Below are 15,330 nucleotides of genomic sequence, written 5' to 3' on the forward strand. Positions count from 1 at the left end.
ACGGACGCCGCTCCCAGTGAGCGGGACGGTTGCCAGGAGACCGGGTCCGGCGGGAGATCGTGGGGCCGACACCCTGGACGACGATCGACGGAGGACGGATGAGCGTGGTGGGCGAGGAGCGCCGCAGCAGGTGGACCGAGCTGGCGGCGGTGGACAACGTACGTGACCTCGGCGGGCTGCCCGTCGAAGGCGGCGGAAGCACCAGGTTCGGCGTGGCCTTTCGGGCCAGCACCCCGCAGCAGGCCACCGCGGACGACGTCGCCCTGCTCGTCGACGGCCTCGGGATCCGTACGCTGCTGGACCTGCGGCTGCACGACGAGGCCGCCCGTGAGGGACACGGCCTGCTCGGCGAGGCCGGCCCGACGGTGGTCAACCTGCCGATCCGCAAGGGCGACTCGACGGTGCGCGACGTGGTCATGCCCGACACGCGTAAGACAGACCTGGGGCTGCTCTACGAGCAGCTGCTCGCCGGCAGCGCCGCCTCGATCGTGACCGCCGCCCGGAACGTCGCCGACCCCGAGCGGCACTCGGTCCTCTTCCACTGCGCTGCCGGCAAGGACCGCACCGGCGTGCTCGCGGCCGTGCTGCTCGACGCTGTCGGCGTACGGGCCGAGGCGATCGTCGAGGACTACGCACTGACCGCCGAGCGCGAGCACCGGGTGCGGGAGCGGCTCGTACAGATCCCGGCCTACAGCGACCTGCCGCCGGTCGCGGAGGGTGTCATGGGCGTCAAGGCGGCCGCGATCAGGCGGTTCGTCGAGACCCTCCGCGCCACCCACGGCGGCGCCGCCGAGTTCCTGCTGCGCCACGGGCTCGCCGAGGACGAGCTGACCGCGCTCCGGGACGCGCTGGTCACGCCCCCAACATCCGCAGCCGATTGACCAGGGCCCGGGCATGATGTGCCCCGATCCGTACGTCACGCCACAGCCGCGCCACCGGGTCGTCGTTGTCGAGGGCATGGCTGCGCACGCTGGCGAAGACCAGCCCGACTGCCTCGACGGCCCGCTCCACGGCGTAGAGCTGGTCGTCGAAGGGGTTGCGCGCCTGCGCGTCCGGGTCGGCGTCGGTGGGCGTACCGAGCACCAGCGCGGCCGCGTCCAGCGAGGACGCGGCCCGGGCGACCCGCGCGGGGGAGAGGTCGCGGGCAGTGACCTCCTCACCGGCCTGGGTGAGCTCGACGCGTTGCCGCAGCTGCTCCAGATGCAGGTCGAGGGCGCCCCGGGCGGAACCCACGAGCGCCATCGCGACGATCGCGCCGACCGGTGCCAGCCCGGGCGCGCGGTCGCCGACCCCGGCCCAGGCGTGACGGGGGACGACCACGTCGCTCAGATGTACGTCCTGGGCACCCCACGCGGTCAGGCCGACGGCGTCGACCGAGCTCTCGAGGCGCGCCGCGGCGGTCTCCACCAGCACCAGCCCGACCGGCCCGGGCTCGCCGTCGGAGCTGTGCCGGGTGGCGAGGATGAGCCAGCCGGCCTGCGCGGCCCCAGTCACGGCGGACCAGCGGCCGCGTACGAGCAGCCCGTCCTCGTGCTCGCGGACCGAGCCGGCAGCCTCCAGCGAGAAGCCGACGAGCGGGTCGACGCCTGCCTCGCCGCGCAGGTCGGCCCAGGCCTGGTGCGGGAAGAGGTCGAGGAGCCACGGGACCGCGGCCGCGTGCGCGGTCACCCAGCCGGTCGAGCCGCACGCGCCGCCGACGAGGCCGACCACGTCGAGCAACCGCTCGGCGCGCTCGGCACGGTCGGCCGGCGCGCCGAGTGTGAAGACGCCGGCGTCGAGCAGGGCCGCAAGCACCTCGGTCGGGATGCGGCGCTCGGCCTCGGTGCGGGCCGCTTCCTCACGGATGCGGGGCAGCACCTCGACGACGCGCTCGTGGACGGTGGGCTCCATGAGGGGCATGGTAGTGCTGGCGGAGGGCCGGCAGCGGGTCTGTCGCACTCGCCGGGACACGCCGGTGGGCGACGACACGGAGGAGGATGGGGCAGGTGAGCGAACCAGCCATGGCACTGGCATCGGACCGAGTGCTCGACGACGTACGGGCGATGCTTCCGGAGCTGTCCCGCGGCGCGGCCGAGGTGGAGCTGAACGGCTCCGTCGACGCCCGGGTGCTGAGGTCGCTGGACCGCGCCGGGTTCTTCGGGCTGCTCCGGCCGGTGAGCCGCGGCGGCCTCGAGGCCGACCCGGTCGAGTTCTTCCGCGGGGTGCGGCTGCTTTCGCGCGCCTGCCTGGCCACCGGCTGGGTCGCCTCGCTCTTCGGCGCCCACGAGTGGCACCTGGCGATCTTCGACGAACGCGCCCAGGACGAGGTCCGCGCCGGCGGCCCGGGGACCTACCTCGCCTCGTCCTACACGCCCGGCGGCCAGCTGGTCCCGGTGCCGGGTGGCTACCGCCTCACCGGCCGGTGGCGTACGTCCACCGGCATCGCGCACGCATCCTGGGCGCTGCTGGGCAGCCTCCTCCTCGACGACGACGGTCGTCCCGTCGACTTCGTCAGCGCCCTGGTTCCGGCCACCGACTACGTCGTCGAGCAGACCTGGGACCCCACCGGCCTGCGCGGTGTCGGCGCCGACGGCCTGGCCGTCCGCGACGCGTTCGTACCCGCCTACCGCACCTTCGGCTCCACCGAGCGGACCCAGCAGCAGGACATCGCCTCCGCGGCCGCCCTGGCGCCGCTCTACCGGATGCCGTACGCCACCGTGCACACCCACGCCGTCGCGGCGCCCCTGATCGGCGCCGCCGAGGGGGCCTACGACGCGCTGGTCGCGGACCGCCCAGAGGTGGCCGCGGTGCCCGCCGTCACCCGGGCGCTGACCGACGTACACGCGTCCTGGCTCCAGCTGACCCGCAACCTGGGCACCCTCCACGAGCACGCCCGCGCCAACGATCCGCACGACAACGGCCTGGCCATCCGCGCTCGCCGCGACCAGGTCCTCGCCGTGGAGCGGTCGGTGCGGGCGATCGGCGTCTTCCTCGACGCCGCAGGGGAGGAGGCGCTCGATCGGCGCCACCCGCTGCAGCGGGCCTGGCGGGACGCGCAGGTGGCGATCACCAACGCGGCCAACGCGGTCGAGGAGACGCTCTCGATCTATGGGCGCTGGGCGTATGGGATGGATATTGCTGATCGGTGGTGGTGAGTGGCATTGGTTGGCGTCTTTGGTGGTTGGTGTTTGCCGCCGACCCTTTCTTGGAGGGTGTTCTCGGCGGCGTCCGGAGTAAAGGACGGCCTGCGGCCGCCGGCTTCGCCGGCCGCTTCGCGGTCCTTGACACCGGCCGTCGCCGAGAAAAAAGATGGCTGGCTATCGGGCCGGCGGCAGGGGTTTGGCGCGGAGATTTCCGTTGGGGACGGGCTTGGCAGCTCCGGTGAACGAATGTTCGTTCGCGCTGTGCTGGCGAAAGAAAATTCTCTTTCACCGGGGTGGGTCCCCGGTCGTAGGGGCGCCGGGGGTGAACGAATTTTCGGTCACCCCCGTTGGTCGAGCCGCCGGAGCCGCTAGGCGGAGGCGTGTCGAGACCAACACGGTGCCCTTCGCGCTTGATCGTGCCGTGTTGGTCTCGACACGCTCGGCCGCAGGCGGCCTCGCGGCTCGACCAGCGGTGCTGGCGGCTGGCGGTGCTGGCGGTGCTGGCGGTGAACGAATTTTCGTTCACCGCGCAACATCTACCCTTCCGAGGAGCCTCCGGGTGGGGCCCAGACCAGCCCCGAAAAAACGCGACGCGACAGCCTAGACCCAACCGTCAGCCGGCAAAGTCTGTAACAACCTCCCCAGAACCCCGTCCGTACTAGGCCGAACAACCTCGGCCACCACGTCCCGCCCGGCCAGCCGCTGACTGATGTGCGCTGCCGCGCGCAGGACCAGCGGACCGAGTCGCTGCAGCTTCTCCAACGGGACCTGGCCGCCCAGCGAGATCGCACCGAGCAGCCCCTCGTCCTGTACCGCGGCCCCCAGCGCCGAGACCCCCAGGACGAGCTCCTGGTTCTCGTAGGCGAGACCGTGGTGCGTGCGGACCCGGGCCAGCTCCTGGTGCAGGCTGGCGAGGTCGCCGATCGTGCGCGGGCTGCGCTTGGGGACGCCTGCCGGGTAGAGCGCGTCCATCTCCTCGGCAGGGAGCCGGGCGAGCATCGCCTTGCCCATCGCGGTGGCATGGGCCGGGACCCTGCTGCCGACGGTGGTGGGCACGCCGGTGGGGCCGCGGCCGGAGATGCGGTCGAGCACGAGCACGTCGTCACCGATCAGCACGCCGAGGTGGACCATGAGCCCGGTGTCGAGGTGCAGCCGGTTGAGCACCGGTGCCGCGACCGCGCGCAGCTCGGGGTGCTCGACCAGCGAGTGCCGAGCGGCGGAGGCTCCGGCCGAGAGGGCGTAGCCGTCGGGGCGCCGCTGGATCCACCCGGTGACGAGCAGCTGGTCGAGGATCCGGTGGACCGTGGAGCGCGGCAGGCCGGTGCGGACCGCGATCTCGTCGAGGCGGAACCGCGCGCCGGGCTCGTCGAAGACCCTCATGATGAGCGCGATCCGGCCGACCATCGAGACCGGGGCGTCCTTGCCCTCGCTGTCGGTGCGGTTCTTCTTGGCCTGCGTCACCACGGGTCTGTCGCCTCCTCGGACAGTTTCGATGATAGGACTTCTCAGCCCCACCGGTCGTTCCATCCCCACAGATCTGCGGCCTGGACCGGCCGCTGCGTACCCAGCCCGAAGCGGCCGCGGTGGAAGACCAGCGGCGGTACCTCCGCGCCCAGCTCCAGACCGAGCACCCGGCACACCGCGATGTCGTGGTCCCCGGCGAGGTGTACGTCCTCGAGCGAGCAGTGCACCCGCAGCAGTGCGCCGGGGAGCGAGGGGGCTCCCCAGGCGGACAGCTCGTGGTCCAGGCCCTCGAACCGTGCCCCGGTGCGCGAGCCGAAGCGACCGCAGACCTCGATCTGGTCCTCCGTCAGCACGTTGACGCACAGCGTGCCGGCCGAACGGATCCGGCCCCAGGCGCGCCCCTCCCGCCCGGCGCAGAACATCACCAGCGGCGGCTCGAGGGAGACCGATGCGAACGACTGGCAGGTGAAGCCGACCGGCTCCCCGTCGGCCACCGCCGTCACCACGGTGACCCCGCTCGCGAAGGCGCCCATGGCGCGGCGCATCCCCTCCGGGGTCGGGTCGAGCGGCTCGGCCGGAGGACTCTGCGGAGCGGTCGGGAGCGCGAAGGCGGTCATTCCTCGACGGTAGGTGCGGTCGAGGAGGCAGGGCTCGCCTGTCCCGTTCATCGGGAACCTGCCCGAGGGTCCCGTTGGATGGGACCGCCGCCCCGGGATGCCGTCCGACGCGCCACCGTTCGAGGTCCCGCACCACCCCGGAAGGAGGACCGGTGAACCAGCCCGCAAGCAGCCCGTCGAGCAGCCAGGCCGGCGGCGTCGTGATCGACCACGAGGTCGCCCGCTTCCTGGCGCTCCTCAACGAGGGCTTCCCGCCGGTGCAGACGATGGCCGCAGCCGACGCCCGCGCGGCGGTCGCCGCCCGTCGTACGCCGCTCACGAACGCCGACGACGTCCTCTCGGCCACCGACGTCGGCATCGACACCGGGACCGGCCGGATCGGCGCCCGGGTCTACCGGCCCCATGGACCCGAGGACGTACGCCGTCCGCTGGTCGTCTTCCTGCACGGTGGCGGCTTCGTCTTCTGCGACGTCGAGAGCCACGACGGCTTCTGCCGACAGCTCTCCCGCGAGGTCGACGCGGTCGTGGTGTCCGTCGACTACCGGCGCGCCCCCGAGCACCGGGCGCCGACCGCCGCCGAGGACGCGTACGCCGCCCTGGTCTGGGCGAGCGAGCGCCACGACGAGCTCGGCACCGACCCGGCGCGCGTCCTGGTCGCCGGCGACAGCGCCGGCGGCAACCTGGCCGCCGTAGTCGCCCTGATGGCCCGCGACCGTAACGGCCCGGCGCTGGCCGGGCAGGCGCTGCTCTACCCGGTGATCGACCCGGCGTGCGACACCCCGAGCTTCGAGACCTACGCGGAGGGCCACTTCAACACCGCGGCCGCGATGCGCTGGTACTGGGACCAGTATCTCGGTGCGGACCGCACTCTCCCCGAGCCGCCCGAGCTGGCCGCGCCCAGCCGGGCCGCGAGCCTGGCCGGACTGCCGGCCGCGGTCGTCGTGGTCACCGGTGCCGACCCGCTGCGCTCCGAGGGCGAGGCGTACGCCGCCCGGCTGGCCGCCGACGGCGTCCCGGTCCTCGCCCGGACCTACCCGCGCCTGTTCCACGGCTTTCTGACCATCCTCGCGCTGCGCGCAGGGGCGTCCGCCCGCGAGCTGCTGTACGCCGACATGCGCCGCCTGCTCTCCGTCGAGTCCGCGGCAGGGGCACCGGCATGACCGCCCCCGTCATCGACCTGACCGGCAAGGTCGCGCTGGTCACCGGCGCGGCCGGCGGGCTCGGTGCGGCCGTCGCGGCAGCGTTCGCGGACGCCGGTGCCCACGTCGTCCTCGCCGACACCGATCTGGCCGGCGCCACCCGCACCGCCGAGGAGATCGGCGGCAGCGCCGAAGCGGCCGAGCTCGACGTCCGCGACCCGGACGCCTGGCAGCGCGCGACCGCGCGACTCCTCGAGCAGCACGGCCACTGGGACGTACTCGTCAACAACGCCGGCGTCTATCGCAAGGCCCCGCTCGCGGAGATGGCGGATGACGAGATCGCCCTGGTCCTCGACGTCAACCTGCGCGGCACCGTGCTCGGCACCCGGGCAGCGGCTCGGTCGATGGCCGACGGCGGCGCGATCGTGAACATCTCCTCGACCGCCGGGCTCGCCGGCCACCGCCACGCCCTCGTCTATTCCGCCACCAAGTTCGGCGTCCGCGGCGTCACTCGCTCAGCGGCCCTCGAGCTGGGGGAGCGCGGGATCCGGGTCAACGCGGTGTGCCCGGGCCCGATCGAGACCCCGATGATGCGCGCCGACCAGGTCGACTGGTCGGCCGTACCCCTGTCCCGGGCGGCCGAACCCCGCGAGGTCGCCGCCCTCGTCACCTACCTCGCCAGCGACGCGGCCGCCTACTGCACCGGCGGCGACCACACCGTCGACGGCGGCCTGAGCGCCTGAACCCAGGAGAGACCGAATGAACGCACCCACGGACACACCTCGCGACCTCGTCATCGTGGGCGCCGGGCTTGCCGGCGTCTACGCGATGTACCGCGCGCTGGAGAAGGGCCTCGACGTCGTCGGCGTCGAGGCCGGCGAGAGCGTCGGCGGCACCTGGTACTGGAACCGCTACCCGGGCGCCCGCTGCGACGTCGAGAGCGTCGACTACTCCTACTCCTTCGACCGCGAGCTCGAGAAGGACTGGAAGTGGACCGAGCGGTTCGCGACCCAGGAGGAGATCCGCTCGTACTTCGACCACGTCGCCGACCGCTACGACCTGCGCCGCCACTTCAGCTTCGGCCGCCGCGTCACGTCCGCCCACTTCGACGAGCGGACCTCGCTGTGGACGGTCACCCTCGACGACGGCACCCGGCACCGGACACGCTTCGTGATGATGGCGACCGGCTGCCTCTCCGTCCCGATCCGTCCCGACCTCCCCGGCGTCGAGGAGTACGCCGGCACTCAGCTGTTCACCGCCCAGTGGCCCGAGGAGCCCGTCGACCTGACCGGCAAGCGGGTCGGCCTGATCGGCACCGGCTCGTCCGGCATCCAGGTGGCCCCGATCCTCGCCGAGCAGGCCCAGTCGCTGACCGTCTTCCAGCGCAGCGCCAACTACACGGTGCCGGCGCGGAACCGGCCGCTCACCGAGGAGGAGTGGCAGCAGGTCCAGGAGACCTATCCGGAGCGCCGGGCGGCCTCGCGCTATGCGCCGGCGGGCTCGCTGAGCACCACCCACGCGCGGAAGGCGACCGAGGTCGACGCCGAGGAGCGGCAGCGGGCCTTCGAGGCGCGCTGGCAGGAGGGCGGCGTCCTGTTCGCCAAGACCTTCCCCGACCAGAGCAGCGACATCGTCGCCAACGACTACGCCCGCGAGTTCGCGGAGTCGAAGATCCGGGAGATCGTCGAGGACCCCGAGGTCGCCGAGGACCTGATCCCGAGAGACCACCCGATCGGCACCAAGCGGATCGTCACCGACACCGGCTACTACGAGATGTACAACCGCGACGACGTCGAGCTGGTCAACCTGCGCAAGCACCCGGTCGAGCAGGTCACCGCCTGGGGCATCAAGACCGACGATGCCTCGTACGAGCTGGACGTGATCGTCTTCGCGACCGGTTTCGACGCGCTCACCGGCGCGCTCACCTCGATCGACGTCCGCGGTGCCCGTGGCGCGGTGCTCGCCGAGGAGTGGGAGCACGGCCCGCGGACCTACCTCGGCCTCGGCGTCGCCGGCTTCCCGAACCTGATCACCCTCAACGGCCCCGGCAGCCCGTCGGTGCTCGCCAACATGTCGACGCACACCGAGCAGCAGGTCGACTGGGGCATGGACCTCATCGAGTTCTGCCGGGCCAACGGCATCGACCAGGCCGAGCCACGTCGCGACGCCGCCGAGAAGTGGACCGAGCACCTCGGCGAGGTCGCCGAGGGGACGCTCTTCACCCGCGCCGCGTCCTGGTACATGGGCGCCAACATCGAGGGCAAGACCCGCACCTTCATGCCCTACATCGGCGGCTTCGGCACCTACCGCCGGCTCTGCGACGAGGCCCGCGACAACGGCTTCGAGGGCTATGTCCTGACCCGCGCGTCGTCGGGGGCCACGGCATGAGCACGTACGACGCGACCCGGCGCGAGCTCGCGACCGACGCCGGCATCCTCGTCTATCACGAGTACGGCGAGGGCCCGCCGCTCCTGCTGCTGCACGGCTCCGGCCCCGGCGTGGCCGGCTGGCGCAACTTCCACCAGAACCTGCCTGCGCTGGGTGCCCACTTCCGGTGCCTGGTCCTCGAGCTGCCCGGCTTCGGCGTCAGCCACGACATCGACGAGTCGCCGTTCGCGGCGGCCGGTCCCGCGGTGGTCCGCTTCCTCGACGACATGGGCCTCGGCTCGGTCCCGGTGATCGGCAACTCGATGGGCGGCGTGGTCGCGGCCCAGCTCGCGATCGCCCGCGCCGACCTGTTCTCGAAGATCGTCACCGTCGGCGGCATCGGCGCCACCGTCTTCGGCGCCGGCCCGGGCGAGGGCATCGTCCGGCTCACCGACTTCGTCGAGAACCCGACCCGGGAGGGCCTGATCCAGTGGCTGCGGTCGATGGTCTTCGACCAGGCCATGGTCACCGAGGAGCTGATCCAGCAGCGCTGGGACCTCGCCACCGAGCCCGAGACCCTTGCCTCGGCACGGAGGATGTACGGCCGCGAGGCCAACGCCGCCCGGGTCGCGATGGCCGCCGCGAGCGACCGGCCGCCGTACTGGGCGATGCTCCACAAGATCACCGCACCCGTCCTGCTGACCTGGGGACGCGACGACCGGGTCAGCCCGGTCGACATGGCACTGGTGCCGATGCGCACCATTCCGAACGCCGAGCTGCACGTCCTGCCGCGCTGCGGCCACTGGGCGATGATCGAGCAGCAGGCCGCCTGGGAGGCGGCGGTGCTCGCCTTCCTGACCCGAGAGGCTGACCCCCGAAAGGATATGAAGGCATGACCACCAACGACCACACCGCACAGGTACGCGCCCGCATCGACGAGCACGCCGACGAGCTGGCCGCCCTGGGGCGAGCCAACGAGGACCTCGGCCGCCTCGACGACCAGGCCGCCAAGGTGCTGCGCGACTCAGGCGTCATGCGGCTCCTGCAGCCGAAGCAGCACGGCGGCCACGAGGCCCACCCGCGCGACTTCGCCGAGAACGTCATGCGGATCGCCGGGCTCGACGGCGCGACCGGCTGGGTGGCCGGCATCGTCGGCGTGCACCCCTGGGAGATGGCGATGGCCGACGAGCGGGTCCAGGAGGAGGTGTGGGGGAGCGACCCGGACACCTGGATCGCCTCGCCGTACGCCCCCATGGGCGTGCTCACTCCTGTCGAGGGCGGCTACACCCTGAAGGGTCGGTGGCAGTTCTCCTCGGGCACCGACCACTGCGACTGGATCTTCCTCGGCGCGATGCTCGGCGACGCCGACGGCAAGCCCGCCCAGCCGGTGACCCAGGCGCACGTGATCCTCCCGCGCGCCGACTACACCATCGTCGCGGACTCCTGGGACGTCGTCGGCCTGCGCGGCACGGGCAGCAAGGACATCGTCGTCGAGGACGCGTACGTCCCGGCGTACCGGACGCTGCTCTACAACGACGTCGCCGACGGAACCGCCGCGAAGCGTGCCGGCCTGACCGAGACCGGCTACCACGTGCCGTTCTCGTGCGTCTTCCCGCTCGGCATCACCTCCGCCGTCATCGGCATCTGCGAGGGCGCGCTCGCGCACCACGCCGCCTGGCAGGCCTCCCGGACGACGATCTCCGGTGCCGCGAGCAAGGACGACCCCTACGCCCTGTACGCCCTGAGCGAGGCCGCCGCCGACATCGCCGCCTCCCGCGCCGCACTGCTCGACAACGTCACCGGCATGTACGACGCCGTGGCCCGTGGACACGTTCCCACCTTCGCCGAGCGGGCCGCGGGGCGGCGTACGCAGGTCCAGGCGGCCTGGCGCGCGGTCCGGGCGCTCGACGAGGTCGTCGCCCGCTCGGGTGGCAACGCGATGCGGATGGACAACCCGATCCAGCGGTTCTGGCGCGACGCGCACACCGGCTTGGCCCACGCGATCCACGTGCCCGGCCCGACCTTCCACGCCGCGGGTCTCGGCGACCTCGGCCTCGAGCCGCCGGCCGGTCCGCTGCGCTCGATGATCTGACGCCACCACCGAACAGGAGCACCCCATGACCCATCTGCGCGGACTCGGCTATCTCCGGGTCCAGGCCACCGACCTGGCCCGCTGGCGCGAGCTGACCATCGACGCGCTCGGCTTCGCCGAGGGCACCGGTCCCGACCCCGACGGCCTCTACCTGCGGATGGACGAGCGCCGGGCCCGGCTCATCGTCCTGCCCGGCGAGACCGACCGGGTCCAGGCGGTCGGCTGGGAGGTCCGCGACACCGCGGACCTGGCCCGTGTCGCCGCCGACGTCGAGGCCTCCGGCCGCGGCGTGAAGACTCTGACCGCCGAGGAGTGCGTCGAGCGCGGCGTCGAGCAGGCGATCTCGTTCGAGGACCCGGCCGGGACCGTGCTCGAGGTCTTCTGCGGACCGGTCCTCGACCACAGCCCGGTCGTCACGAAGTGGGCGCAGCGGTTCCACACCGGTGCCGAAGGGATGGGCCACGTCGTCCTGCCCACGACCTCGCCGGCGGAGACCACCGCGTTCTACACCGACGTGCTGGGCTTCCTGACCCGCGGCTCGATGCGGGTCCCCGGTGACCGCCGGGTGCAGTTCCTCGGCATCAACCGCCGCCACCACAGCCTGGCCATCTGCCCCGCCCCGCACGACGAGGCGCCCGGCATGGTGCACCTGATGGTCGAGGTCGACGAGCTCGACGCCGTCGGCCGCGCGCTCGACGAGGTCAACAAGCGGGAGTTCTCCATCTCCTCGACCCTGGGCCGCCACACCAACGACAAGATGATCTCCTTCTACGTCCGGGCACCGGGCGGCTGGGACATCGAGTACGGCTGGGACGGCATGCTCGTCGACGAGACCTCCTACACGGCCGAGGAGATCACCGCCGACAGCTACTGGGGCCACGATTGGTCCGGCTCCGAGCCGCTGGCCGCGTTCGTCCCTCGATGACCGCGAGGGTCACCGACACCGACGTCCTGGTGGTCGGAGTCGGTTGTGCCGGCGCGGCCGCCGCCCTCGAGGCGGCCCGCGCCGGTGCATCCGTCGTCGCCCTCGACCGGGCAGCCCCCGGTGGCTCGTCGGCCGTCTCCGGCGGCGAGCTCTACCTCGGCGGCGGCACGGCGCTGCAGCAGGCCTGCGGCATCGAGGACGACCCGGACCTGATGTACGCCTACCTCCACGAGGCGCTCGGGCCGCACCTGGACGCGGAGAAGCTCCGGCTCTACTGCGACGGCAGCGTCGAGCACTTCGACTGGTTCCGCGGGCTCGGAATCATCTTCAACCCGAGTCTGTACGAAGGCGTCTCCTGGCTGCCGCCGACCGCCGACGGTCTGATGTGGCTCGGTGAGAACGCCTGGCCGTTCACCGAGCTCGCCCGTCCGGTCCCGCGCGGCCACCGGCCCGCCACCGACGGCTTCGGCGGCTGGGTGCTCATGGACCGGCTGACCGCCGCGGTCCGCGAGGCCGGGGTGGACATCCACCCCGACACCCGCGTCACCGGCCTGGTCCAGGACGAGACCGGCCGGGTCGTCGGCGTCCGGGCGCGGCGTTTCGGCGAGGACATCACCTACCGTGCCCGCCGCGGCGTCGTCCTCGCCACGGGCGGCTTCGCCGACAACGCGGAGATGGTCGCCGACCATGCCCCGGCGCTGATCGGACACAAGGCGGTCAGCGACGGCCTCGACGACGGCAGCGGCATCCGGCTCGGCGTCGCCGTCGGCGGCAGCGTACGCCGGATGGCGGCGACCCAGATCGCGCTGTCGGTCGTCCCCGCCCTCGCCTGTCGGGGCATGCTCGTCGACGGCCTCGGGCAGCGCTTCGTCAACGAGGACGTCTACCCGGGTCGTTTCAGCCAGGCCGCGGTGCTCCACCGCCCCGGGCCCTGGTTCACCCTCGTCGACGAGAAGGGCTGGGAGGACGTCCCCGAGCGCGAGCGCTGGGGCGTACAGCCGGCTGTCGTCGCCGAGACCCTGGCCGAGGTCGAGACCGAGCTCGGCCTCCCGCCGGGCTCGCTCGAGGACACCGTCGCCCGCTACAACCGTGACGCCACTGCGGGCGAAGACACCCGCTTCCACAAGGACCCGCGCTGGCTGCGCCCCCTCGAGGGCCCGTACGCCGCGGTCGACGCGCGCCGCGGTTTCGACCCCGACGGCAGCGGCCCGCGCGCCGGCACCGGCGTCTCCGGGTTCACCCTCGGCGGCCTGCGTACGTCCGTGGAGGGCGAGGTCCTCGACGACTCCGGCAGCCCCGTCCCAGGCCTGTTCGCAGCCGGCCGGGTGACCTCCGGGATCCACGGCGAGGGCTACGTCAGCGGCACCTCGCTGGGGGATGGCACCTTCTTCGGCCGCCGCGCCGGCCGCGCGGCCGCCCGGGCCTGACACCGGTCCCACTCGCCGAGATCCGCGCCCCGCGGGACCACACCCGCGGTGGACCATCGGCGGTATGAGCCAAGAGATCCTGGACGCGGTCCGACCGCTGCTGCCGACGATCGCCGCACGTTCCGGTGTCGCCGACGAGGCCCGGGCGCTGCCGGCGGAGACGCTCGAGGAGCTCGTCTCCGCCGGGGTGCTGCGGATGCTGCAGCCCAAGCGCTATGGCGGCAGCGAGGCGCACCCGCTGGAGTTCTTCGAGGTGGTGCGTGCGCTCGCCGGAGCCTGCGGGTCGACCGGCTGGGTGGCCTCGGTCCTCGGTGTGCACCCCTGGCACGTCGGCCTGTTCCCGGAGGCCGCCCAGGACGACGTCTTCGGCGCCGATCCGGACACGGTCGTGTGCTCCGCCTACGCCCCGGTCGGCCGCCTCGAACCGGTCCCCGGTGGCTACGAGCTGACCGGGCGCTGGTCCTTCTCCTCCGGCTCCGACCACGCCCAGTGGGCGCTGCTCGGTGCGCTGCTGCCCGGTGCCGACGGCCGCCCGGCGTTCGTCACCACACTCGTCCCGCGTGCGGACTTCCGAGTCGTCGACGTGTGGGACGTCGTGGGCCTGCGTGGCACCGGCAGCAACGACGTGGTCGTCGAGCGTGCGTTCGTCCCGGCGCACCGCACGCTGGCCCACCGTGAGCAGCAGGAGCTCCGCGGACCTGGGCAGGAGGTCAACCCTGGACCGCTCTACCGGATGCCGTTCGCGTCGGTGTTCACCACGGCCGTCACCGCCCCCGTGGTCGGCGCGGTGAGCGGCTGCCTCGAGACGTACCTCTCCAGCATGCGCGAACGGGTCCGGGTCAGCCCTGCCGGCGGTCGCTTCGCCGAGGACCCGTACGCCCAGGTGGCCGTCGCGAGGGCCTCCTCCGAGGTCGAGGCGGCCGCGCTGCTGATGGACCGCAACATCAGCGCCCTCTACGACATCGCGGTACGCGGCGAGGCGATCCCGATGGAGCTGCGGCTGCGCACCCGGCGCGACCAGGTGCTCGGCACCGAGCGGGCTCTGGGCGCCATCGACCTGCTGTTCAAGACCGCCGGCGGCAACTCGCTGCACCGTGGCAACCCGATCGAACGGGCCTGGCGCGACGCCCACGCCGGAAGCGTCCACGTCGCCAACGACGTCGAGCGCGCGCTCGCCGGTTACGGGCGGCACGCGTTCGGCCTGCCGGTCGACGACGCGCTCGTCTGAGTCCCGGAGTCCTGTCCTGTCGAGCGGGACTGCGCCCGTCAGGAGTGTGACGTGGGCCTCAGAGTCGGGGTCAGAACCACCATCCCGACTGGAGGCACCATGAACAACCTGGACAACAAGGTCATCGTCATCACCGGAGGAACGTCCGGCATCGGGCTCGCAGCGGCCGAGCGCGTACTGCGGGACGGCGGCACGGTGGTCATCACCGGCCGCGACGCCGAGAAGGGCGCCAAGGCGCTCTCCGAGCTCGGCACCGACCGGGCCAGCTACCACCAGCACGACGCCTCCTCGCGGGAGAGCTGGGACGCCCTGGTCGCGGCGGTCCTCGCCGAGCACGGTCGCATCGACGGCCTCGTCAACAACGCCGGCCTCTCGGCCACGCCGGTGCCCGTCGACCAGGAGAGCATCGAGTCCTGGGAGACGATCGTGGCCACCAACCTCAGCGGCCCGTTCCACGGCATGCAGGCGGTCATCCCCGGCATGAAGGAGAACGGCGGCGGCTCGATCGTCAACGTCTCCTCCAGCGGCGGCCTGATCGGCCTGCCGCTCACCTCCAGCTACGCCGCGGCCAAGTGGGGTCTGCGCGGGCTGACCCGGGTCGCCGCGCTGGAGCTGGCCGGCAAGAAGATCCGGGTCAACACCGTGCACCCCGGGATGGTCTACACGCCCATGACAGCGGTCAGCGCCGGCCTGGTCGAGGGCGAGGGCAACTATCCGCCCGCCCCGATGGGACGGGTCGCCAACGCCGCCGAGATCGCGGGCGCGATCGTCTACCTGCTCTCCGACGACGCCTCCTACACCACCGGTGCCGAGCTCGCCGTCGACGGCGGCTGGACCGCGGGCATCGCGCCCCGGGCGCTGCTGGGCGACGAGCTGGCCACGGCGTTCTTCGGCTGACACGACGCACGAGAGGGGCGGGAGGTGATAGAACGACCCCCCCCCCCCGCGG

At 72.7% G+C, this 15,330-nt stretch carries 14 protein-coding genes; 11 read left to right on the plus strand and 3 right to left on the minus strand.

Features of this window, described 5'->3' with window-relative positions; all coding sequences use genetic code 11:
• The first annotated feature begins 98 nt into the window (after positions 1-98).
• Positions 99-881 (plus strand): tyrosine-protein phosphatase, encoded by a 783-nt coding sequence (locus tag ACFV9G_RS18375; protein WP_378728940.1) that lies wholly within the window; start codon positions 99-101, stop codon positions 879-881.
• Here ACFV9G_RS18375 and ACFV9G_RS18380 read toward each other — a convergent pair.
• On the minus strand, positions 853-1,890 hold the full coding sequence (locus tag ACFV9G_RS18380) for a hypothetical protein (RefSeq protein WP_378728941.1): 1,038 nt from the start codon (positions 1,888-1,890) through the stop codon (positions 853-855). The two genes, ACFV9G_RS18375 and ACFV9G_RS18380, sit on opposite strands and share 29 nt — an antisense overlap.
• A 95-nt stretch (positions 1,891-1,985) precedes the next feature.
• Here ACFV9G_RS18380 and ACFV9G_RS18385 point away from each other — a divergent pair, with 95 nt between their 5' ends.
• A complete protein-coding gene (locus tag ACFV9G_RS18385) occupies positions 1,986-3,134 on the plus strand; it encodes a hypothetical protein (RefSeq protein WP_378728942.1) in 1,149 nt (382 codons plus the stop codon).
• 588 nt (positions 3,135-3,722) lie between these two features.
• Here ACFV9G_RS18385 and ACFV9G_RS18390 read toward each other — a convergent pair.
• Positions 3,723-4,586 carry an IclR family transcriptional regulator gene (locus ACFV9G_RS18390; protein WP_378728944.1) on the minus strand — a complete coding sequence of 288 codons (864 nt, stop codon included), beginning with the start codon at positions 4,584-4,586 and terminating at the stop codon, positions 3,723-3,725.
• Positions 4,587-4,627: 41 nt separating this feature from the next.
• Positions 4,628-5,203 carry a flavin reductase family protein gene (locus ACFV9G_RS18395; RefSeq protein ID WP_378728945.1) on the minus strand — a complete coding sequence of 192 codons (576 nt, stop codon included), beginning with the start codon at positions 5,201-5,203 and terminating at the stop codon, positions 4,628-4,630.
• A 152-nt stretch (positions 5,204-5,355) separates the two neighbouring features.
• Between ACFV9G_RS18395 and ACFV9G_RS18400 the strand changes: the two genes are divergently transcribed.
• From ACFV9G_RS18400 to ACFV9G_RS18440, 9 genes are all read left to right on the plus strand, one after another.
• The gene (locus tag ACFV9G_RS18400; protein ID WP_378728946.1) at positions 5,356-6,363 is read left to right on the plus strand and encodes an alpha/beta hydrolase; all 1,008 of its coding nucleotides are present in this window, start codon (positions 5,356-5,358) and stop codon (positions 6,361-6,363) included.
• Positions 6,360-7,085 (plus strand): SDR family NAD(P)-dependent oxidoreductase, encoded by a 726-nt coding sequence (locus ACFV9G_RS18405; protein ID WP_378728947.1) that lies wholly within the window; start codon positions 6,360-6,362, stop codon positions 7,083-7,085. The genes ACFV9G_RS18400 and ACFV9G_RS18405 overlap by 4 nt, the downstream gene beginning before the upstream one ends.
• A gap of 16 nt (positions 7,086-7,101) precedes the next feature.
• A complete protein-coding gene (locus tag ACFV9G_RS18410) occupies positions 7,102-8,730 on the plus strand; it encodes a flavin-containing monooxygenase (protein ID WP_378728948.1) in 1,629 nt (542 codons plus the stop codon).
• Positions 8,727-9,605, plus strand: coding sequence for an alpha/beta fold hydrolase (locus ACFV9G_RS18415; RefSeq protein ID WP_378728949.1), 879 nt, complete (start codon positions 8,727-8,729; stop codon positions 9,603-9,605). The genes ACFV9G_RS18410 and ACFV9G_RS18415 overlap by 4 nt, the downstream gene beginning before the upstream one ends.
• Positions 9,602-10,801 (plus strand): hydroxylase, encoded by a 1,200-nt coding sequence (locus ACFV9G_RS18420; protein WP_378728950.1) that lies wholly within the window; start codon positions 9,602-9,604, stop codon positions 10,799-10,801. Before ACFV9G_RS18415 ends, ACFV9G_RS18420 begins: the two co-directional genes overlap by 4 nt.
• A 25-nt stretch (positions 10,802-10,826) precedes the next feature.
• Positions 10,827-11,726, plus strand: a complete 900-nt coding sequence (locus ACFV9G_RS18425) for a VOC family protein (RefSeq protein ID WP_378728951.1) — start codon at positions 10,827-10,829, stop codon at positions 11,724-11,726.
• The gene (locus ACFV9G_RS18430; RefSeq protein ID WP_378728952.1) at positions 11,723-13,153 is read left to right on the plus strand and encodes an FAD-dependent oxidoreductase; all 1,431 of its coding nucleotides are present in this window, start codon (positions 11,723-11,725) and stop codon (positions 13,151-13,153) included. Before ACFV9G_RS18425 ends, ACFV9G_RS18430 begins: the two co-directional genes overlap by 4 nt.
• 64 nt (positions 13,154-13,217) lie before the next feature.
• Positions 13,218-14,381, plus strand: coding sequence for a 3-hydroxy-9,10-secoandrosta-1,3,5(10)-triene-9,17-dione monooxygenase oxygenase subunit (hsaA, locus tag ACFV9G_RS18435; RefSeq protein ID WP_378728953.1), 1,164 nt, complete (start codon positions 13,218-13,220; stop codon positions 14,379-14,381).
• Between the two features lie 99 nt (positions 14,382-14,480).
• Positions 14,481-15,278, plus strand: a complete 798-nt coding sequence (locus ACFV9G_RS18440) for a glucose 1-dehydrogenase (RefSeq protein ID WP_378728954.1) — start codon at positions 14,481-14,483, stop codon at positions 15,276-15,278.
• Positions 15,279-15,330 lie beyond the last annotated feature (52 nt).

It is taken from the genome of Nocardioides sp. NPDC059952 (genome assembly GCF_042730435.1).
Lineage (GTDB): Bacteria > Actinomycetota > Actinomycetes > Propionibacteriales > Nocardioidaceae > Nocardioides.

Bases quoted from the DNA above. Each gene is read 5' to 3' on its own strand.
- ACFV9G_RS18415 (WP_378728949.1), top strand. From the start codon at position 8,727: ATGAGCACGTACGACGCGACCCGGCGCGAGCTCGCGACCGACGCCGGC.
- ACFV9G_RS18420 (WP_378728950.1), top strand. From the start codon at position 9,602: ATGACCACCAACGACCACACCGCACAGGTACGCGCCCGCATCGACGAG.
- ACFV9G_RS18430 (WP_378728952.1), top strand. From the start codon at position 11,723: ATGACCGCGAGGGTCACCGACACCGACGTCCTGGTGGTCGGAGTCGGT.
- ACFV9G_RS18380 (WP_378728941.1), bottom strand. From the start codon at position 1,890: ATGGAGCCCACCGTCCACGAGCGCGTCGTCGAGGTGCTGCCCCGCATC.
- ACFV9G_RS18395 (WP_378728945.1), bottom strand. From the start codon at position 5,203: ATGACCGCCTTCGCGCTCCCGACCGCTCCGCAGAGTCCTCCGGCCGAG.
- hsaA (WP_378728953.1), top strand. From the start codon at position 13,218: ATGAGCCAAGAGATCCTGGACGCGGTCCGACCGCTGCTGCCGACGATC.
- ACFV9G_RS18410 (WP_378728948.1), top strand. From the start codon at position 7,102: ATGAACGCACCCACGGACACACCTCGCGACCTCGTCATCGTGGGCGCC.
- ACFV9G_RS18405 (WP_378728947.1), top strand. From the start codon at position 6,360: ATGACCGCCCCCGTCATCGACCTGACCGGCAAGGTCGCGCTGGTCACC.
- ACFV9G_RS18440 (WP_378728954.1), top strand. From the start codon at position 14,481: ATGAACAACCTGGACAACAAGGTCATCGTCATCACCGGAGGAACGTCC.
- ACFV9G_RS18425 (WP_378728951.1), top strand. From the start codon at position 10,827: ATGACCCATCTGCGCGGACTCGGCTATCTCCGGGTCCAGGCCACCGAC.
- ACFV9G_RS18375 (WP_378728940.1), top strand. From the start codon at position 99: ATGAGCGTGGTGGGCGAGGAGCGCCGCAGCAGGTGGACCGAGCTGGCG.